This window comes from Peribacillus muralis (assembly GCF_001439925.1).
GTDB classification, from domain to species: Bacteria; Bacillota; Bacilli; order Bacillales; family DSM-1321; genus Peribacillus; species Peribacillus muralis.
In genome coordinates, this window is record NZ_LMBV01000010.1 from 38,074 (window position 1) to 58,799 (window position 20,726).

Here is a 20,726-nt window from a genome sequence, read left to right on the forward strand (position 1 = left end):
TTATAACCTACTTTCTATAATTTCTTCATATGCATTCAACAGTAAAACATAGAAGGAGTGGATGTATCTTCCTTCACATCTGGTCATTTTTCTTATTCTGAGCTATTTGTAAGTATATCATTATCTAATTTCGAGAAAACCCGTCACATAAAATTTTTCACGCTATTGTACTTTATTTATTTTTCTAATATAATTTATAAGATTTTATTTCGAATCATGTATCGAGCTACTTACTTAAGAAATGGTAAGCATCTCCTCCTTGTATTGCTTTGCAAGGATTTTTTGTATATAAAAAAGGGAGTGACCGCATGTTTAAATTAAAAGAACGGAATTCAACTATTAAGACGGAAGTGCTTGCGGGGCTTACAACCTTTTTAACGCTGGCTTATATCATCGTTGTAAACCCAATGATCCTTTCCGATGCCGGTGTTCCTTTCGATCAGGCATTCACGGCAACCATCATTGCAATAATAGTCGGTACCCTATGCATGGCCCTTTTAGCCAATTACCCGATTGTCATAGCGCCTGCAATGGGATTGAACGCCTACTTTGCCTACTCGGTCCTTGGGACCCATGATATCTCATACACTGTCGCCTTCTCGGCCGTCTTTGTTACCGGGATCATCTTCATCCTTTTATCACTTACTTCTTTCCGGTCGAAATTGATCGAAGCCATCCCCAATAATTTAAAGCATGCCATCAGTGCCGGGATCGGGCTTTTCATCACGTTCATCGGGCTTCGCTTATCTGGAGTCGTGACACATCATGATTCAAACCTGGTCACGCTTGGAAGCTTCAGGGATCCGGGTGTAGCGCTCACACTGGTTGGTCTGGTCATAACGATCGTGCTGATCGTTCGTAATGTACAGGGAGCGATATTCATCGGTATGATCATCACGGCCATCATCGCTTTCTTTACAGGTCAATTGAAAATCGATGGTCTTGTTTCCACTCCATCATTGCCTGAAGGCATCATCGTCGCCAATCCGATCACGTCCATTGCGGATGTCATCAACTACGGACTGTATGGCGTCGTCTTCTCCATTTTGCTTGTCATGCTTTTTGATACGACGGGAGCTTTGTTGGGAATCGTGCGGCAGGCTGGATTGCTGAAGAATAACAAGCTTGAAAAATCGGGCAGTGCCTTTTTTGCCGATTCGATCGGCACGACCGTTGGCGCCATGTTCGGTACAAGCCCGACGGCAGCATCCGTCGAATCCTCCGCCGGGGTGGGAGCGGGCGGCAAAACAGGTTTAACCGCACTTGTAGTCGCAATCCTGTTCTTAATAACCGCTTTTTTCAGCCCACTGATAGGAGCTGTTTCAAATGTTGCGGCCATTACGGCACCAAGCTTGATTATCGTAGGAAGCATGATGATCAAAAGCATAAATGAAATTGACTGGACGCACTTTGATGAATCCTTCCCTGCCTTTTTGGTCATCGTCGCCATGCCGTTAACATCAAGCATTGCCAATGGGATTGCCCTCGGGTTCATCGCCTATCCCATTTTAAAAATGGCAAGAGGGAAGTTTCGTGAAGTGCATCCCTTCGTGTACATCTTTGCCATTCTATTTCTTTATCAACTGATTTTCCTAGCTTGATTCTACTAGAGGGGCCCAACGGGTCCCTTTTTTTTACAATCAAAAGAAGGATATCCAACTAGACGTCAGATATCCTCCATATATTCACTGATTCATTTGATCAAGAAAATCACCAAGAAGATCATCGAGATTTTCCTCTTCCGGTTCTATTTCATCCTCTTGCTGGGAGGGTTGATCCAAACTCCAATCAAAGTCATCCAAATCTTTCTTAGGCAACTCTTCCTGAACCTCCAAAACTTCCTTGACTTCAGGCTCTACCTGCATATAATCCTCATTCGATCGGTTGCTGTTCAAAGAGGCAAGCAAGGCGGTGGCGCGTAAAGGATCGGACAAAAGATTATACATAATCGTTCCAAGCATAGCTTCTGAGTGGGAATGCTTGAGCCAGTCACGCTGAGATTTGCTTAGCTTGTTCGGCATGGGCAAGGCAATCATTTCCCGATCCTGATGGGTGGATTGCCCGACACCATCGAGAACATATTCGGCAAGTTTACTGGAAAAATTCCGTCTTTCCGTTTCCTTCAATTTCTGCAGCTGTCTTAACGTATAATCTGATATATCCGAAGGGATACGAAAAGTGATGGCTTGTCCTCTTTTAATTTCAGAAGAAGCTGTTTTTTTCATTCTCTCACCTATTTAGTAGATCCGGTTCTTTGTTCTTTCTTCTTTTGCTGAGATTGGTTCTGTTCCTTTGCATTCCGGCGATTAAAATCGGAAATCAATTTATAATAGGCGTTTGCCATCATCCAAACGCTTTCCCGTTCGTCTTCGAAAAAGTCAATATTGTAGCCATCGAAATTTTGATTCAATGTTTTCAAGTAATCTTTCAGGACAATCGATCCACCGCCAACGAAATAGCAAATTTCCGTTTGGGAATTTTTTTGCCATACGTTGCGCAGGTGACGATATTGTTTCTTGGCAAGCTCACCTAAAATACGGTCGACGATATCATGGACGCTTGTCCGGCTTCCGCGAACCATGATATGATTGCGGTCATTTTTCTTCGTGATGATTTCAACGACATCACGCCTGCTGTCCAACTCAACTCCATGTTTCTTCCTGATTTCCTCGCGAATCGATTCAAGGGCTTCAGCTACTCCTAAATTGAAACCTTGTGCCTTGTCATCGTCAACCTTGCGATTTTTTATGACGGCGATATCCGTCGATAATCCACCGATATCCTGGATAAGGATTCTTCTATCTATCAATTCACGGTTAATGATATTCAGATCATTATCCATGACTAAATTGATGTATGCCGCAAAGCCCTCTGGATAGACTTTCACTTCATCGAATTTGATGTTGATCTTCATGCCTTGGTATTTAGGGGTAATTAAAAATTCCACCTGATGGACGGAGCCTAGTAATTTCGAGCGGTACCCAACGTCTTTTCCTTCTTTAACCTCCCGAAGCGGCAACCCTGTCCCAAGCGTATAATTTGCTTCCACTACGTTATTCACTTTTTTGAATTTTTCATTGTTCCCCTGCTTGGCGGCGTCTAATGCAAGTGCCGCAAAAAGCATGACCAATGTTTGATCTTCTTCTGATTTACTGCTTCCCATATCCAGTTCTGAAGGGTTATCGCTTTTTGTTGCCAAATTTCCTACGCGATAAATGGCATTATTATCTTGAAGGGCTGGTGAATGAACCCTAATATGAATCCCTTCAAGTGGTTTTTTTTCATTAAGTTCCTCAATCCCGATGACCGGACGGTCTTCTATGTCCTTCGCAATGACGTTTGGTATATATAGTTCAGACTCTAGCTTTCCAAAAATAGCTTTGATAGCATCGTTACCTACGTCCACTGCTGCGATTCTAGAACTCATCTAAAAACATCCCCTTTTTATTGAAAAAAATTTAAGTGAAGCATTCCCTTTAAGGATAGAAAAAATTCCCTTGATAGTCAATGCTTCTTAAGTTGTAGCTATAATTGCCGAATTGTTTTCAAATTGTTTACAATAGGAACAAATATGTACACACCACTTATATAGCCATGTGTACGTGTTTGTAAACATGTATACACATTTGTGTACAAAACACCTATTTTTGTTTACATGCATACGTTTTTGTAAACAAGCAAATAATGTATTTTCTAAACACCTTCCTTTTACAAAAAACAGGCGTATAAATACTAATTTTGGGTATGGTAATAAATGGACAATTCACAACGAACTGTAATGGAGGTAATTAAATGACTGAGAAAAATACAGATCTCCCTCAATTTCCCGAACCCTTTTGGCGCGCATTAACTCTCCCTTCTTTTTCTAAGCTAGATAGAGATATTACCACGGACACCTTGATCGTAGGCGGAGGTATTACAGGGATCACTTCAGCTTATCTACTAGCAAAACAGGGGGTTAAGGTCACACTGATTGATGCAGGCGAAATCCTGAATGGAACGACGGGGCACACGACTGCCAAAATCACGGCCCAGCATGGCCTTATTTATGATCAATTGATCACCGAGCATGGAGAAGAAAAGGCCAAGCTCTATTATGAAGCAAATGCTGAAGGAATGCAGCTAATCAAAGACTTGGTTTCCGAGCATTCCATCGAATGCAATCTGACCGCACAGGATGCCTATATTTACGCGAATACCGATGAATACAAAAACAAAATTCAAAAAGAACTGAAAGCCTACCAAAAGCTTGGCATTAGGGGTGATTACACAGATGAAATCCCCTTCTCGATCCCTTGCAAAGCTGCCGTAATCATGAAGGATCAAGCCCAGTTTCATCCTTTGAAATATTTGAAGGCACTGATCTCCGCGTTTCAGGAGGCTGGGGGCATAATCTATGAACAGACAACGGCAATGAAGATTGAAGACGGAGATCCACCGACTGTCTTGACCGATAGCGGGCATAGCATCAAAAGCAAGCAGGTAATCGTGGCCTCCCACTACCCTTTCAATGATGAGACGGGCCTATACTTCGCCCGTATGCATGTCAAAAGGTCCTATGTACTGGCAATCAGGACCGAGCAGGAATATCCCGGAGGCATGTTTTATTGCGCGGATACCCCTTCTCGATCCCTTCGCTATACGGAAGGAGACGATGGCGAAAAGCTGATCCTTGTCGGCGGCGATGGCCATAAGACTGGGCAGGGAGTCTCGATGATCGAGCATTATGAAGCTTTGAAGGACTTCAGCTCGCACTATTTCAATGTGGAGGATATCCCTTATCGCTGGTCGGCACAGGATATCGTGACTCCGGATAAGATCCCCTACGTCGGCCCGGTGACCGCCAATCATCAAAACGTCCTGATTGCTACGGGTTATGCGAAATGGGGCATGACCAATGGATCGATCGCTGCCAAGATCATGAGCGATCATATTTTGCAAAAGGACAATCGGTATGCCGATTTGTATAATCCCTCCCGCTTAAAGGGCTTGAAGAATATGGTCCAAGACAACGCCGATGTGGCGAAGCATCTGATTAAGGGGAAATTGGCCGTCATTCATAAAGCACCAGAAGATTTGGGCATCGATGAAGGCGCAATCGTGAAGGTTAATGGAGACAAAGCTGGGTGTTACCGCGATCAAGACGGTAAACTGCATATCGTCGACTCCACATGCACCCATATGGGCTGTGAGGTTGTCTGGAACAGCGGCGACCGTACATGGGACTGTCCATGCCACGCCTCTCGTTTCTCCATCAGTGGCGAGGTTTTAAATGGTCCTGCTGTCGAACCCTTGAAGAAAATACGTTAACCGACAAATCACCTAATGGTCGACGAGGTCTGCCGTTTTCCTTATACTGAAGTTACATGCACTCAATCGTTGCAAATAACTCCAAAGGATGGGATCGAACATGAACGGTAAAAACCGGAAAGATATTACACCAGGTACGTCTGTAGATATTGTACTGAAAGCAGATCAACGCAGCGGCAAACTGACAAGCGGAACGGTAAAGGACATTTTGACCAACTCCAGCAGTCACCCACATGGGATAAAAGTAAGATTGACCGATGGCCAGGTTGGCAGGGTCCAAGTCATCCATAAGTAAACTGCACTCGGTCCAGGCCGAGTGTTTTTTTATATTCTACTGATTTGATGAAGCTGACGATATTTCAATCATGTTTCCCGTTCATACTTCGTACAATAAGGTTATGTATCTCTTTAAAAAGGCTGGTGTCAACATGATCCAACAATATAATGCCCGCAACGATGAACATACATTGAAGGTTTCCGGCTCCGAGACGCTGCAAGCAGCCCCCGACCAAGCCACCATCACCCTTGGCGTCATGACGGAGAATGAGGACCCTCAACAGGCCCAGCAGGCCAACTCCCAAGCAATCGCGAACGTCATCGCAGCCCTTAAATCGGCCGGCATTCCTGAAGAACATATGAAAACGAGTGAGTACAGAATCGATCCACAATATGATTATATCGACGGCAAGGAATTGTTCAAGAATTATAAAGTCCAGCACATCATCCAGGTCCGAACGACCGACATCGAAAAAATCGGCAGTTTGATTGACACGGCTGTCAAAAGCGGTGCCAATACGGTCACCAGCATCCGCTTTTCCTTATTAAATCCGGAAGCTTACTATAACCAAGCACTTTCGCTCGCATTAAAACATGCAAACGAAAAAGCACTCTCCATGGCCAGAACGATAGGAATTACCTTGAACCCCATTCCCAACCAGGTTGACGAGATCTCTGAAACAACGTCTCCAACGCTTTACCAAGCAAGCTCCTTTGCACAGAACGCTTCCACCCCGATACAGCCCGGGGAATTGAACATCACCGCAACGGTAAGGGTCGAATATACGTATTGAACACCCCACTTTCCATGCTAAAAACCCCCTTGGTTTGCCAAGGGGGCCCTTTCCACTTTAAAAGACTACCGTTTTATTTTCATGGACAAGAACACGATCCTCCAAATGCCATTTAACGGCACGAGCGAGCACCCTGCGTTCAGCCGAACGTCCGATTTTCTTCATATCCCCCGCTGAATCACGATGGTCCACACGTTCAATATCCTGCTCGATGATTGGACCTTCATCCAAATCATTCGTCACATAATGCGAGGTTGCCCCAATCAGCTTGACACCCCTGTCATAGGCTCGCTCATAAGGCCTTGCCCCAATGAATGCAGGTAAAAAGGAATGATGGATATTGATGATTTTATTCGGATGGGCCGCTACGAAATCAGGCGTCAGGATCTGCATGTATCTAGCCAGCACAATCAGATCAACATTATATTCTTCCAAAAGACTAAGCTGTTTTGACTCTACTTCCTTACGTATATCCTTATTCGCAGGAATGTAATAAAAGGGAATTCCCATCGATTCGACAATTTGCCTCGTATCTTCATGATTGCTGATGACAAGCGCAATATCGGCCAATAAATCCCCGCTTTGCCACTCCCATAGCAATTCAAGCAGACAATGCGGCTCCTTGGAAACGAAAATGGCCGTCCGCTTCAAATCACTCACATGGGCAAGCGTCCACTCCATCGAAAATGCTGCCGCAACCTCTTCAAAGGCCACTTCCATTTCCGCTGCCCTCTCCTTTAATCCAGGGCAATCAAATTCAATCCTCGTGAAGAAAGTACCGCCCTCAGGATTCAACGAATACTGACTCAACTCGACGATATTCGCATCATACTCCTTAAGAAACGCCGTAACTGTCGAAACAATTCCTGGCTGGTCCGGACATTTAATAATTAAACGGGCTCTATCTTGATTTTGTACCCGAAATTCCTCTAACTGCTCTTGCACAAAGTTGCTCACCATTTTCCCAACTGCCCTTCTACTATTTTGCTACATTATACTTCATGTCATATGCACAATTAAAGTCGAGCCAACCATATGGGGTTGAATACTGCTTCTCATTACAATGTATGCTGGCATTTTTCAAACAAAACTTCAGCATGCCGTTCAGTTGAATACAGGAGGAAACTTGCCTACAAATAGGCTGAACAAGTCTTCCTTTCAGCTTTTTTCTCTCCGATATATATACCATATTTACTAATTGATATTGTTCCAAAATTGGAATTTATCCTCTCTATATTGGAACTCATAAAAGCATTATTCATGTTACTTTTAATACAAGTCGAGGTTTTCATGGAAAATCTCAATCGGCCTAATAGTAGTATTAAATTGGAAAGGGGAAAGAATAAATGAGCTATATATCATTAGTAGCAGTATTTATATTTTCTTTTAGTTTTGCAACAGTAGGATTTGCTGAGGAAAATGGTACAAGCGTTAGCGAAGAAAGACTAACACAAAAAGAGTTAGATTATCTTGTAAATGAAGTTGGTAATACTGAAGAAGAAGCTGAGGATTTACCTGTTGAAGTTTCCAGACACTTAATTGAAGAGGAAGCTCAAGTTATTGATTCTGGTACAGAAATCATGGATATATATATACCAGAATTTAATCAGCCAGGGCAAGTGCAAATTAGTACATTTGCAAACATCGCTGCTTCAACGTTAAAACTAGGTGGAACGGTATATAAAGTTAAAAGTGATCGATCAAAAGAAGATAAATTTTATATGTACGGTAACTTTCAATGGCTGAAAACTCCTTCATATACTTTAGTTGATAAAATGACTATTGGTTTCCCTTCAAGTTCAGGGTTATATTTACCAACCAGTGGAGGAAAAGTAACACAACACCAACACAGATATTCTCAAGATCAACAAGGAAATGGGAGATGGATTGATTATGCCATCAAATACTCTCCAAGTAATTGGGAGCCAAGTGCTGGTGTGGCTGGTTCATATGATTTAAAAGCTTCTACTAGTAAAACTAAGCATAAAGGGTATATTGGACAATACGTATATGTTCCAACATCTAAAAATGGTAAAATCAATATAAAAATAGAGTATGGTCATAGAAGAGTTGGTGGTACACCTACTGTGTCCGTTTTTCCGGCCGGTTTATCCATTACACCCACTAATTCAACAGATACAAGGGCCTATGGATTAACTCTGTCTTATTGATTTGTTGTTAGAAAGGAAGGGCCATGAGACAAACCATTATTAATTTCATTTCCATTCTATTCGTATCTGTAGTGTTATTTTATATCTTTATCTTTGTTGCACCTTTAGATGAACAATTTATTATCTCATTTTTAATTATCATTTCCCTGCAACTATCATTAATATTAGCTATTCTATTAAAAAGAAGATAACACAGGGGCTTGTTAAATAAGTCCTTATAATGAAGCGCACGAAGAAAAATGAAGGAATAAAAAGAAGCGGTCACAAACCTCAACTGTAATTCATAAATTGGGCTTTCAAGTGAACTTTTTATTTGACCATAAAAGTGGTGAAAGTTTAATCCCAAAACTTTCACCACTTTTAATTTTTTATAAGAATGCTCTAATTTATCTTCCAGCTTGTTCAATTACTTTGAACAAGCTGGGCCTTTTTCATAAGTCTGAATTTTTTGCAGTTAATTATCCTTTTTTGTTCACTTGTTTCCACAGCCTGGACTTTTCGTGATTACTTATTTAGAAAACGCTTAAATCTTTGAAAAATGATTGAGGAGGCATAACATGAATGAAACAAATGTGAATTGGTTTGATGTAGGATATCAAGTTACTATATTTATATTATTTGTCCTATTTATTTCTTTCATTGTCTATTTTGTGAAACGAAAAAAGCGTAATAAATAATCTAACTATTAATATTCAAATTTAAAGACAGAGAGGCTCAAGATAAACCGGGAACGTCTTTAAGGCGTTCTCTTTTTTAAGATATTGCCAGCTGCACAAGTGCCATAAAACCTTAATTTTTCATGAGAAATTCCTCTAACTGCTTTTGCACAAATGTCTCTTTTTTAATACATTTGATGTATTAAAAAAGAGAAAATAGACGTATAGCAAATATTTATTCTTCTTCGTATACTCGAAATCCATCATAAGTTTTTAATTTTATCCCATTCTTTTCTTTAATAGAATGGACTGTAATTTTAGCACCTAATTTAGTTGCATTTGCACCAGCATACATAATAATTTTTTCATATTTTTCTCCATTTATTTCGTAGGAAATTGCTAAATTATAGTCCTGGTCAGGAACGAATTTTGTGTTGAAACTAAAAGTATTCTTTTCTTTTAATTCAGGGAAATCGCTTAAGACCACCCTTTCTTCATCTCCATTTACCAAATAGAGTTTAGACTCTGGAATTGTATCTTGGGATGCATTGTATATACTTACATTAATACCATCTGGTAATGTTGAAAATTCACCTTGAGAAATTTGCTTATAAGCAAAAAGGGCACCAACAACTAAAATCAATAAGCCAACAGGAATACTTAATAAAACGAATATCTTTTTCTTTGTCACCTTTTACACCTATTTCTTTAATTTGGTATTAAGAAAGTCGTGTTAGTCGCTGGAAGAATTCAAAATTTTAAAGAATACAGCGATTTTAACTGCAAAAAAGAATTTAACAATACAATTTAAATATTCCTAGCCAAACATAATAAAGAACGGAACTCTCATAAAAACCATTAATAACTAATTGAACTGGTTTTCATTTATTTTTTTACATTTTATAATTTATATTTTGCAGCAACCAAATAATTAGTAAGAAAAATAACGCCCATATAATTCTAAAAAATAAATTTAGTATAAGATTGTACTGTTTGAAAAGATCATCTTGAATAATGAAAGTTGATAAGATACCTATTATAAAAATAACTATGTGCCGCAGCAGCATATTTTTACCTCATCTTTATGTTATAAGAACATTTTTTCATTTCTGTTTCTCCTTACCTCTTAACTTTTTAAACACAAGAACTAATAAATAAAAAAATAACAAAAGTCCTCCAAGATTCAACAATTGCCAAATAATATCTCCCACCAAAAGACCTCCCCTATTTTTTAGCAAAATATATAAAGTAATATTAATGTGGTATTAAATAAAAAAATCTTCAAACCAATGGTAAGAACACGGTACAATAACCGTTACCATAACCAGTTTGCCCCCAAGCAACGCTGAACTAGGCAATAACACTCCAAAAACTTGGGCCAACTAATCTGCTAGTCGTGGGGGCCATTAATCAAACAAACGCTATTAAACATCTAATTAAAATCCTGCTAATCATCAAAAATATATTTTTCATTTAAATGAGATACAATTTAGATTACATATCTTTCAGACTTACATTTTTAATGTTTGTAGCAATCATAAAGATGCTGCTGACTAATACATAATAAATACCTAAAATGCCGAAGGCATCACCAAAGAATAATGAGAATTCTTTACCCTGTAGAAGATACCTTACAATAAATGAACTAACTATATATAAAACAGGAAGTAATACGAATAATACGATATAAGAAAGTCTTAATTAATTTGTCAATGTAACACTCCTTATTTACATACATGTCTCCCTTTATTAACCAACACAAGTCACACCATACGATGATCTGGATACAGTAAGACCTACAACGTCTCCTCGAATACCCATTTTAATAATTAATTTTGCATCCTCTTTATCTGCTTTTTTCACTAAGTAAGGACAACATCCTCGGCAAAAAGCATTGTAAGGGTTCACCTAAGATGCGCCCATATCATCTTCTTTAGAATTAATTATGTAGATAAGTAAACTTTTACGTGTTCCAATATTGAAACACTAGGTTAAAGGGGCCATGAGGCAAACCATTATTAATTTTTACGCCAAAGCGAAAGAGGTAAAAAGCCTATCTCCTTTACGTTAAGGAATCGACTTTTTACTTCTTCTTAGTGAACAAACGCACCGGTTAGCCATCCATGAAGCGCAAAAATCAGCGCTTCACCCACAGAGAATGAAAAACTGTTAATATGGGTTTTAAATTTGCTAACAAGTGTTTATAAGATTGATTATGTGAACTTACTCGAAGGTCATAGATAGGGTACGACGACCGAGATACCTGTAAAATTCTATCACAAGCATTAGCTGACATTGATGAACCCTTGATGATACTGTTTTTTTGCTGATTTATCCAACAATGGAGCATATGTTCACTAAAGCAAAGATTAATGCCCAAAAACATATCCGCTAAGATCTATGATAAGTTATTACATGTATCTCCGCTGTACCCCTTGATGGACATGTATCTGTACCTCTATAATCAGAATAAAACTATATTGAATTTAATGATTTTAAATCTACTTTTTTCATAAAGTCGTCTTTAAAAATTGTAAGTGTATATCCATTTAAGTTATAGCCCTTTAAATTTTTAATTTTATAAACATACCTTTTGTTATTAGTTGAGTAGATACGTAGGTTTTGAGAACTGTTTTCTTTAACGTCCAAAAATAATAACCAATCTTTATAAACAATTGTTATCTCTGCAGAAGGATATTCCTTCTTTTTATTTGAAACTAATTTCCCCTCTGAAGACTTTAAATACAATTCTTCATTAATATTATAAATCTCGGAACCGTCTAAATTATTTTTTATCAACTCAATCTTATTTCTTTCTGTTAAATTTGATTCATACAAGTCATGCTTTTGTTTTTTTTCATTATAAGAAGTAAAAAAAAATTTTTTCTTTATAACACTAACATCCATAAGTTTACCAACATCAATAGCTAAATCATCCAATTGATTATTCTTTTCATTATACTTTGATATAACTCTTTTTTTCTCAGTTTTATCATCATTATAATAAATTCTACAAAAATACATATTATCTTTATCATCAATTGTTAGTGGAAACAACGCTTCGTTTTCGGGTAATTTTAATAATGTCCTAACTCCCTTTTCAGTATAACGAATAATTGAGAAATTATTTTTTATACTGTTCCCACTCGTCAAAACATCGCTATATTCTTTAAAATTATATTGAAACTCATTTTCAGTATCTTTCCAATATCTAATAAACTTATAAGTATCTTGATTATATACTTTCAGTTTTTGATCCCAATAATCCAAAACATATAGTTCTTCTATTTTTTTTTCGCTTCTATCATTTTTCATTTCAAAAGAACCCTTAAATTTAATAAAACTAAACAATAAAATAATTACTATGGTTAAAGATAATACAACGTATATTTTTTTATGCTCCTGCTGAAATCTCATAAGACTTTTTATCTCCTGATAATTTCACTTTAGCAGTATTAGTTACTGAAATAGTCCCGGTTCTATAGTCTCCTTTAGGTGAAATAATTACATTGGATCTATATGAAGATTCCTTAGCTCCACTGCTATTTTCCCAGTACTTAGTTTTCGTTGAAGTAGTAGTCCATGCTGAACCTCCACCAGTATTAACTCCACTGCCGGATATTCCTAAAGATATATTCGCTGAATTTCTCATTGATGCAGAAGCTTTCCAAGTTGTTCTAATAGATTCCACTTTTTTAGATCCTGAATAAACTGCAGAAACTTGATAATCCCATTGCAAAGTGTTTCCAGAAGTTTGTCCAACTTGTGATCGCCAAACGTTAGACGTTAATTTCCCTTGATTACCAGGTATATTATAGCCTTTATCTTGTGAAGCTCTAGGCATCGGGATCGGGCGAAGTGGTGACATCTCTTCTAGTGTCGCTGGAGTTCCCCCCTCAAGATAATCAAAAGGATCAACCTCCGAAGTATGATACGGATCATAAGTGAAATCTTCTTCCTCTGCAAATACAGTATCTATCTTCAACGATAAAAATAATAAAGATGTTAACAGTAACAACGATATTCTTTTCATTTCTTTTCCTCCTGAAATTTTACATTTGAATTTTTACTGATAATCACTTGGATTCCTATACGTTCTGTAAGTCCTGACGACAGAGTAGCTGTTCTAGCCCTCAGAATAACTACTAGGAGTAGTACCAGCCAAGATCTCACCACCCGTAATAAGAAGATATTCCCTACAATGATTTATCTTAATTTTGCTATTTAATAAATCCCCTCCCTATTACTTTTTTATACTGGCATAGTTATTATTGGTAATTAATGCTTTCTTTGGATGGTTAAGAGTATCAATAGTAATGATCAAGGTTCTATGCTGGGGATTATGACATTTCAATCTTTTTTTCTAATTCTTTTATAATAGTATTCCTCTCTGACAAGCTTTCTTGCGCCAATGTATTGAACGGGCTAAGAATAATGCAGGTTAAAATACTATAATTTTGAACTTCATATTAATCTTCCTATTTATTTATAAAATTTTTACATTTTAAGCCAGACACATCCTCGACAAAAATCCTGTAATATTTGATTAAAATTAGTTATTTAAATGGTCTAAAAAAAGTTATAAATAACTACTTCTAAAAACTAATTAGAACACACCCCATAAAAAAATTTCATAGCTAAAACGCGCTTCTATCTATTAAAATTGAAATTTACAACATTACCGTTCTCACTATAAACTGCAGCTTCTTCCATTAAAGATCCCTGTGCATCTACAATAGATAATAATAATAATAATAATAATGCAAAAGAACACAGGAAAATAATAAAAGTTATGATTGCATTTATTTTAACTTTCCGTTAGATGCCCCTCCTCCACTTATATAATATTCTTCAACTGTCTTTCGTTCCCAGACGGATACATCCTCGACATTATCATGTAATGGTTCACCTAAGATGTGCCCATGTCACCCCTTTGTATGCCCATAATTTAATTGTATCTAATACTCAATTTTGTATTGTTCCAACATTGAAACATCAGGTTTCATTTTTGAGATAGTAATGATATTAAATGAATTAAAAGTCACTAGTTTCCACTTTAGTAACACATATAAAATCATCAGTAGTCCCCATAGGCCTAATTTACCACTCCTATTCATATCCCACTATAAATTTTTATAATATTCTGTTTATTTTTCTGATAAAATGAGGTTATTCGTTACTTAAGAAGGGTATAGACCTTTCGATTAGTTTTTTTGAAGGGAGAAATGAGATTATCATGAAATCATCCGTTACATTCATTATATCTGTACTGGTTATTCTTGGACTTTTGTCCGGCTGTGCTGAAAAGGATCAGCTAGAGGATGGGAGTAAGCTGATTGATGAGGACCAGTTTGTTTTCGCTGCTTCAGGTGAATTCAAGCCATTTAGTTATGTCAATGATGACATGACCGTGACAGGTTTTGATATTGAAGTGGGCGATGCCATTGCCAAGGAGCTTAACCTTGAGCCTGTACCTAAACGGATTAAATTCAAAGGGATCGTCGAGGGCGTTAAAACCGGCCGGGCGGATGCCGCGGTTGCCAGCCATACGATCAATGAAGAACGAAGTAAACACGTTGCCTTCTCGACCCCCTATTATTACTCGGGGCCCCAAATCTTCGTCAGATCAGATAGCGATATTAAAACGGTTGACGATTTAAAGGGAAAGGAAGTTGCGGCTTCAAAAGGCTCTACATATGCAACTACTGCAGAAAAGTATACAAATCATGTAAAAACATACGACAGTGATATCACTGCGCTTAAAGCGTTGAGCGAAGGACGTCATGATGCGGTCATCACCGATTTCGTCACCGGTAAAGAAGCGTCCAAGGAAGGTTTCGATATCAAGGGCCGGCAATTGATCGAACGGAGCGAGCAGGCGATTGTGCTGCCCAGCGATAATCCTCAGCTGCTAAAACGGATCAATGAAGCACTAGAGAACCTTCGGGAAGACGGAACGCTTGCGAAGATCAGCAAAAAGTACTTTGGTGAGGATATCACTACTAAGCCAGAATAAAGATTAATAGAAAGGGAGTCATTACATTGCCAAGTTTTTCACATTTTTTCGATACATTATTCAGCTCGTCCGACGTGTTCATACGTGCCATGCTCCTCACACTGGAACTTACGGTAGTCTCCATTATTGTCGGGATCGTAATCGGTTTGCTTTTTGCACTTTTAAAAATTTCCAATATAAAGGTTCTTGCCTGGATTTCTGATGCTTATGTATTCCTCGTACGGGGTACACCGCTAATCGTCCAAATCTTCATCCTCTACTTCGGTATCAGCAATCTGTTTTTATTGCCTGACTTCTGGGCAGCGTCTCTTGCCCTCGCCTTCCATAATGGAGCTTATATCTCCGAAATATTGCGAGGTACGATTCAATCGATCGATAAAGGCCAAATGGAAGCCGGACGTTCCCTTGGCATGAGCAATTCACTCACATTGAGGAGAATCATCCTGCCACAGGCCTTCCGTCGCGCATTGCCGCCGCTAGGCAACCAATTCATCATCGGGCTGAAGGATTCTTCTCTGGCAGCCTTCATATCCATGAATGAGCTATTTAACGTAGCCACTACGCTCGGTTCGAATAATTTCGATGAAATGACGTATTTATTGATCGTTGCGGTCTACTACTTGATTCTTGTCGCATTCCTGACCATTGTCGTCAATTTATTCGAAAAGAAACTATCCATTAGTGATCGATAGGGGGAAATGAAATGGAACAAAAAGAAATGATTCGCATTAGGAATTTACATAAATCGTATGGAGACCTGCATGTACTGAAGGATATCGATATGAAGGTATTGGATAGCGATGTGGTTTGTTTGATCGGACCAAGTGGTTCGGGGAAAAGCACCCTGCTCCGCTGCTTGAATTATCTCGAGAAGAAAGACAGCGGGCAAATCCTGATTGAGGGGACGGAAGTCAAACCGGATACCCATGATATCAATAAGATTCGCGAGAAAGTCGGAATGGTCTTCCAGCATTTTTATCTATTCCCGCATATGACGGTTCTTGAAAATGTCATTGAAGCACCTACTCATGTCAAAAAAGTCCCTAAGGCCCAGGCTATTGAAGAAGCAAAGGCATTGCTTGCCAAAGTAGGTTTATCAGATAAGGCCGATGTCTATCCAAGCAAACTCTCAGGCGGGCAGAAACAACGTGTTGCCATCGCCCGTGCCCTTGCGATGAAGCCTGATATCCTTCTCTTTGATGAGCCTACCTCCGCTCTCGATCCCGAGCTTGTCGGCGAGGTACTTGCTACGATGAAGGAGCTTGCCATGGAAGGGATGACGATGGTTGTCGTAACGCATGAAATGAGCTTCGCCCGTGAAGTTGGCGATTGGATCGTGTTCATGCATGATGGCCGAGTAGTGGAGAGCGGCCCGCCAAAAGAATTCTTCACAAATCCAAAAGAAGAGCGGACAAAAGAGTTCCTGCAAACGACAGTCTTTTAATTGTGACGGGAAGAATCCGGCCTTCACTGCTGATAATTCGTCCTAAACCACATTAATCCGGCCGAAACCGGGAATATTTCGTCCTGATCCACTGATAATCCGGCCAAGGCCGGAACTTCATTATAGGCAATACAGGAGTAAATGCCTGTATTGCCTATTTTGTGGAATTTGTTTTTCTTTCATTGCCAGTTAGATAGTTTCTTCAATCACTCAGGGATATTTTCTTACCTTCTTGCGCAAACTGTTTACTTAATGAAAGGGTTTCAGTACGTATCCACAAATCCTGTTTCCGGCTCGAACATGGAAAAATATCTGTATTTATGGTATATATACAGGTAAAATCAAAAGAAGTATATAAATGAAAGAGGTCGAATTCAGTTGGAAAATAACTCTTCGAATTTTATTAAAACGATCATAAAAGATGATCTGGAGTCCGGAAAACATGATCATATCATTACACGCTTCCCTCCTGAGCCAAATGGATATTTACATATCGGGCACGCCAAATCAATCATTTTGAATTTTGGGGTGGCGGATGATTTCAACGGTAAAACAAACCTGAGATTCGATGATACGAATCCGTTGAAGGAAGACATCGAGTATGTCAATTCGATCAAGGAAGATGTAAAGTGGCTCGGCTACGATTGGGACAACCTTTTCTTCGCTTCCGACTATTTCGATGAAATGTTTAAACGAGCTGTGCTGCTGATCAATAAAGGGTTGGCATATGTAGACGACCTTAATGCCGATCAAATCCGGGAATATCGCGGAACGCTGACACAGCCAGGTAAAGACAGCCCCTACCGCACTCGAACGGTCGAGGAAAATCTTGACCTATTTGAAAAGATGCGCAACGGTGAATTCGAAAACGGTACAAAGGTATTGCGTGCAAAAATCGATATGAGCTCGCCTAACATTAACCTGCGCGATCCGGTCATATACCGTATTTCCCATACCGAGCATCATAATACCGGCAGCAAATGGTGCATCTACCCGATGTATGCCTTTGCCCACCCAATCGAAGATGCCATCGAGGGAGTCACCCACTCGATTTGTACACTTGAGTTCGAGGATCAACGCCCACTTTATGACTGGATCGTCGAAAATTGTGAAATGGAAAGCCAGCCGCAACAATATGAATTTGGCCGTCTTAATCTGACCAATACCGTAATGAGCAAGCGAAAACTGAAGCAGTTAGTCGATGAAGCCTTCGTGGACGGCTGGGACGACCCCCGGATGCCTACCATATCAGGCTTACGCAGGCGCGGATATACACCTGAAGCCATTCGTGCATTCTGCCAAGAAATTGGTGTCGCAAAAACAAGCGGTGTCGTGGACTCGCAAATGCTCGATCATTTCGTGCGTGAGGATCTAAAGCTGAAGGCTCCACGGACCATGGCTGTATTGAACCCGCTTAAGGTGGTCATCACCAACTATCCGGAAGGCGAAGTCGAATGGCTGGATGCTGAAGTCAATCCGGAAGTTCCGGAAATGGGCATGCGTAAAATCCCATTCTCACGTGAAATCTATATCGAACAAGACGATTTCATGGAAAACCCGCCGAAAAAGTATTTCCGTCTTTTCCCGGGCAATGAAGTCCGTTTAAAGCATGCTTATTTCATCAAATGTGAAGAAGTGATTAAAGACGAAGCTGGTAACGTCATTGAGCTTCACTGCACGTATGACGTAGAAACGAAAAGCGGCTCCGGCTTTACTGGACGGAAAGTAAAAGGCACCTTGCACTGGGTCGAGGCTTCACAAGCGATCTCAGCGGAATTCCGCAACTACCAACCTTTGATCTTGGATAGCGCAGCGGAAGATGAAGAAGAAAAATCATTCTTGGAGCGGGTTAATCCGGAATCGATCGAAATTTTACAAGGATTCGTCGAACCGAATATGAAAGATGTTCAGCCTCAGGATAAATTCCAATTCTTCAGGCATGGCTACTATAATGTCGATAATAAGCTTACAAAAGCCGATCACTTAGTATTCAACCAAATCGTCGGATTGAAAAGTTCATTCAAGCTGTAACCCAAAAAAGAACCAGGCCCCCGTGGGCACTGGTTCTTTGCTTATTTTCGCTCATAAAGTTTGATCCCTTGCTTGGAAAGGGCCTGTTTTAGCGTGCTATGTGTCGAAACCTCACTGAAATCAAGTCCGAGCTGAATCGACGTCTGGGCCACCTCGGGACGAATTCCGGAAATGGTCGATTGTATGCCTAATAACTTCAGGGTACTTATCAATTCAAAGACTTGATGGGCAACCATCGTATCCAAAAGCGTGACCCCTGATAAATCGATGAAAAGGTGAGAAACATTTTTGCTGATGCATTTGCTTGGAGTCGCATTCAAGATTTCCTTTGCCCGATAAGTGTCAATTTCACCGATCAGCGGCAATACAGCAATGGCGTCTACAATCGGAATGACAGGTGACCCTAATTCATTGATCAAATTCTGCTGAGCCAGCAAACGTTTTTTGGTCAACAGATAATACTGCTCAGTGAACTCACGGTTCAATTGATCGAATGCATGGTTAATAAGCCGGCTCCACCGAATGATTGTATCCTTTGTTATTCCATTATTATCCTTAAGCATATGGTCAGTGATGAAGTCCCAATATGTTTCCCTCACTTTATTAAGCGCTTCCAAAACCTCGTATATCGGCGTGTCCGATTCAACCCTGCTTTTCGCAACCATTGCCGCCCATTGCTCCATATTTTCAATAAAAGAATTTTTATCCTCAAGTAGAGCACTGGTCACGGTCTTGATCGTCAACGTATTCTGCTTTCTCAAAAGCTCCTCCACTTTCACATCGGTATCCACGGAATAAATCGAACCCGCCTGCTTTTCCCTTAAAGCGAGCCATGTTTCCGTAATCGTTGATGAATGATCAAGGATATAACGATATAAAACTCCATCTACTTTTTCCATTTGTGTTCCCCTATCCCCAAAAAGTTATTTCAGCTTAAAAAGTAACAATAAATCACCATATCCATCTTTCTCCATATCAATTCTTGGAATGAAGCGAAGCGCGGCGGAGTTCAAGCAGTATCTTGTGCCTTTAGGACCTGGTCCGTCAAGAAATACGTGACCAAGATGGGAATCAGCTTCCCTGCTGCGTACCTCAGTGCGGGTCATTCGATGGCTAAGATCGACTCTTTCAGTGACACTTGCCGACATGATGGGCTTCGTGAAGCTCGGCCAGCCACAGCCGCTATCATACTTATTCCTTGAACTGAATAACGGCTCCCCAGAAACGACATCCACATAAATGCCCTCTTCAAAATGATTCCAATATGCATTATCAAAAGGTGGCTCCGTACCATTTTCCTGGGTGACATGGAACTGGGTCTCGGTCAAGCTATCTCTAAGATGGGCATTATCCTTAGGCCAATTTTCCTTTAGGAAGGCTTCCCGTCCTGAGCCTTTGCGATATAAGCTATAGCGAAATTGATTTTTTTCATAAAATTGTTGATGATATTCTTCGGCGGCGTAAAACTGTCCCGATGGTAAAATATCCGTAACAATCGGCTTTTTAAACCGACCGCTCATCGTCAATTCTTCCTTCGATCGCTCAGCTTCCTGTTTCTGTCGTTCATTATGATAGAAAATGGCTGCCTTGTATGGCTGGCCTCTATCAGAGAACTGCCCGCCGTCGTCTGTAGGATCGATCTGACGCCAAAAAATTTCTAATAACGCTTTATAGGTAATGATTGTTGGATTGAACACCACTTGCACCGCTTCAACATGATCAGTCGATCCGGTAATCACTTGTTTATAACTCGGGTTGGGGGCATTACCGCCCGTATAGCCTGATATCACTTCGATAATCCCAGCTCTTTCATCAAAGGGAGCGACCATGCACCAAAAACAACCTCCTGCAAAGATGGCCGTTTCATTCTCATTCAAAGTTCCACCACTCCCTTCATGACAAGTCATTTTATGTATTATATACCAGCTCGCCGATCCCCTTCAATTTCCAAGAAATTTTTCAACACAAATATGAAAGAGGCACTTAGAAGTAAATCCAAGTGCCTCTCCTGATAAATCCGCTTTCAAA

Annotated in this window: 17 protein-coding genes; 9 read left to right on the plus strand and 8 right to left on the minus strand. The window is 39.8% G+C overall.

Features of this window, described 5'->3' with window-relative positions; translation table 11 throughout:
* Window positions 1–308: 308 nt before the first annotated feature.
* Complete coding sequence (locus ASU00_RS13830) at window positions 309–1,601, plus strand: NCS2 family permease (protein WP_057914062.1); 1,293 nt, start codon at window positions 309–311, stop codon at window positions 1,599–1,601.
* Window positions 1,602–1,685: 84 nt separating this feature from the next.
* On the opposite strand, the gene ASU00_RS13835 is transcribed toward ASU00_RS13830, so the two are convergent.
* The gene (locus tag ASU00_RS13835; RefSeq protein ID WP_057914063.1) at window positions 1,686–2,225 is read right to left on the minus strand and encodes a hypothetical protein; all 540 of its coding nucleotides are present in this window, start codon (window positions 2,223–2,225) and stop codon (window positions 1,686–1,688) included.
* An 8-nt stretch (window positions 2,226–2,233) separates the two neighbouring features.
* On the minus strand, window positions 2,234–3,427 hold the full coding sequence (locus ASU00_RS13840) for a ParM/StbA family protein (RefSeq protein WP_057914064.1): 1,194 nt from the start codon (window positions 3,425–3,427) through the stop codon (window positions 2,234–2,236).
* A gap of 365 nt (window positions 3,428–3,792) precedes the next feature.
* Here ASU00_RS13840 and ASU00_RS13845 point away from each other — a divergent pair, with 365 nt between their 5' ends.
* From ASU00_RS13845 to ASU00_RS13855, 3 genes are all read left to right on the plus strand, one after another.
* Entirely contained in the window at window positions 3,793–5,310 is a 1,518-nt protein-coding gene (locus ASU00_RS13845; protein ID WP_057914065.1) for an FAD-dependent oxidoreductase, read from the plus strand.
* A gap of 100 nt (window positions 5,311–5,410) precedes the next feature.
* Window positions 5,411–5,605 (plus strand): YwbE family protein, encoded by a 195-nt coding sequence (locus tag ASU00_RS13850; RefSeq protein ID WP_057914066.1) that lies wholly within the window; start codon window positions 5,411–5,413, stop codon window positions 5,603–5,605.
* Window positions 5,606–5,738: 133 nt separating this feature from the next.
* Window positions 5,739–6,380 carry an SIMPL domain-containing protein gene (locus tag ASU00_RS13855; protein ID WP_057914067.1) on the plus strand — a complete coding sequence of 214 codons (642 nt, stop codon included), beginning with the start codon at window positions 5,739–5,741 and terminating at the stop codon, window positions 6,378–6,380.
* Window positions 6,381–6,437: 57 nt separating this feature from the next.
* Here the strand turns inward: ASU00_RS13855 and purU are convergent, their stop codons facing one another.
* Complete coding sequence (gene purU, locus ASU00_RS13860) at window positions 6,438–7,337, minus strand: formyltetrahydrofolate deformylase (RefSeq protein ID WP_057914153.1); 900 nt, start codon at window positions 7,335–7,337, stop codon at window positions 6,438–6,440.
* A gap of 389 nt (window positions 7,338–7,726) precedes the next feature.
* On the opposite strand from purU, the gene ASU00_RS13865 reads away from it, so the two are divergent.
* Window positions 7,727–8,551: a hypothetical protein gene (locus ASU00_RS13865; RefSeq protein WP_057914068.1), complete on the plus strand. Its 825-nt coding sequence runs from the start codon at window positions 7,727–7,729 to the stop codon at window positions 8,549–8,551.
* A gap of 891 nt (window positions 8,552–9,442) precedes the next feature.
* On the opposite strand, the gene ASU00_RS13870 is transcribed toward ASU00_RS13865, so the two are convergent.
* The 3 genes from ASU00_RS13870 to ASU00_RS13880 all read right to left on the minus strand — a co-directional run bounded on the left by ASU00_RS13870 (window position 9,443) and on the right by ASU00_RS13880 (window position 13,240).
* The gene (locus ASU00_RS13870) at window positions 9,443–9,898 is read right to left on the minus strand and encodes a hypothetical protein (RefSeq protein WP_057914069.1); all 456 of its coding nucleotides are present in this window, start codon (window positions 9,896–9,898) and stop codon (window positions 9,443–9,445) included.
* A 1,784-nt stretch (window positions 9,899–11,682) separates the two neighbouring features.
* Window positions 11,683–12,624 carry a hypothetical protein gene (locus ASU00_RS13875; RefSeq protein WP_057914070.1) on the minus strand — a complete coding sequence of 314 codons (942 nt, stop codon included), beginning with the start codon at window positions 12,622–12,624 and terminating at the stop codon, window positions 11,683–11,685.
* The gene (locus ASU00_RS13880) at window positions 12,602–13,240 is read right to left on the minus strand and encodes a hypothetical protein (RefSeq protein ID WP_057914071.1); all 639 of its coding nucleotides are present in this window, start codon (window positions 13,238–13,240) and stop codon (window positions 12,602–12,604) included. The genes ASU00_RS13875 and ASU00_RS13880 overlap by 23 nt, the downstream gene beginning before the upstream one ends.
* A 1,203-nt stretch (window positions 13,241–14,443) precedes the next feature.
* Here ASU00_RS13880 and ASU00_RS13885 point away from each other — a divergent pair.
* From ASU00_RS13885 to ASU00_RS13900, 4 genes are all read left to right on the plus strand, one after another.
* Window positions 14,444–15,223, plus strand: a complete 780-nt coding sequence (locus ASU00_RS13885) for a transporter substrate-binding domain-containing protein (RefSeq protein ID WP_057914072.1) — start codon at window positions 14,444–14,446, stop codon at window positions 15,221–15,223.
* A 26-nt stretch (window positions 15,224–15,249) separates the two neighbouring features.
* Window positions 15,250–15,915: an amino acid ABC transporter permease gene (locus ASU00_RS13890; protein WP_057914073.1), complete on the plus strand. Its 666-nt coding sequence runs from the start codon at window positions 15,250–15,252 to the stop codon at window positions 15,913–15,915.
* A gap of 11 nt (window positions 15,916–15,926) precedes the next feature.
* A complete protein-coding gene (locus ASU00_RS13895; RefSeq protein ID WP_057914074.1) occupies window positions 15,927–16,667 on the plus strand; it encodes an amino acid ABC transporter ATP-binding protein in 741 nt (246 codons plus the stop codon).
* Between the two features lie 378 nt (window positions 16,668–17,045).
* A complete protein-coding gene (locus tag ASU00_RS13900) occupies window positions 17,046–18,698 on the plus strand; it encodes a glutamine--tRNA ligase/YqeY domain fusion protein (protein WP_057914075.1) in 1,653 nt (550 codons plus the stop codon).
* A 41-nt stretch (window positions 18,699–18,739) separates the two neighbouring features.
* Here ASU00_RS13900 and ASU00_RS13905 read toward each other — a convergent pair whose 3' ends face one another.
* Window positions 18,740–19,597 carry an STAS domain-containing protein gene (locus ASU00_RS13905; RefSeq protein WP_057914076.1) on the minus strand — a complete coding sequence of 286 codons (858 nt, stop codon included), beginning with the start codon at window positions 19,595–19,597 and terminating at the stop codon, window positions 18,740–18,742.
* A 24-nt stretch (window positions 19,598–19,621) separates the two neighbouring features.
* Entirely contained in the window at window positions 19,622–20,605 is a 984-nt protein-coding gene (gene msrB, locus ASU00_RS13910; protein ID WP_057914077.1) for a peptide-methionine (R)-S-oxide reductase MsrB, read from the minus strand.
* Window positions 20,606–20,726 lie beyond the last annotated feature (121 nt).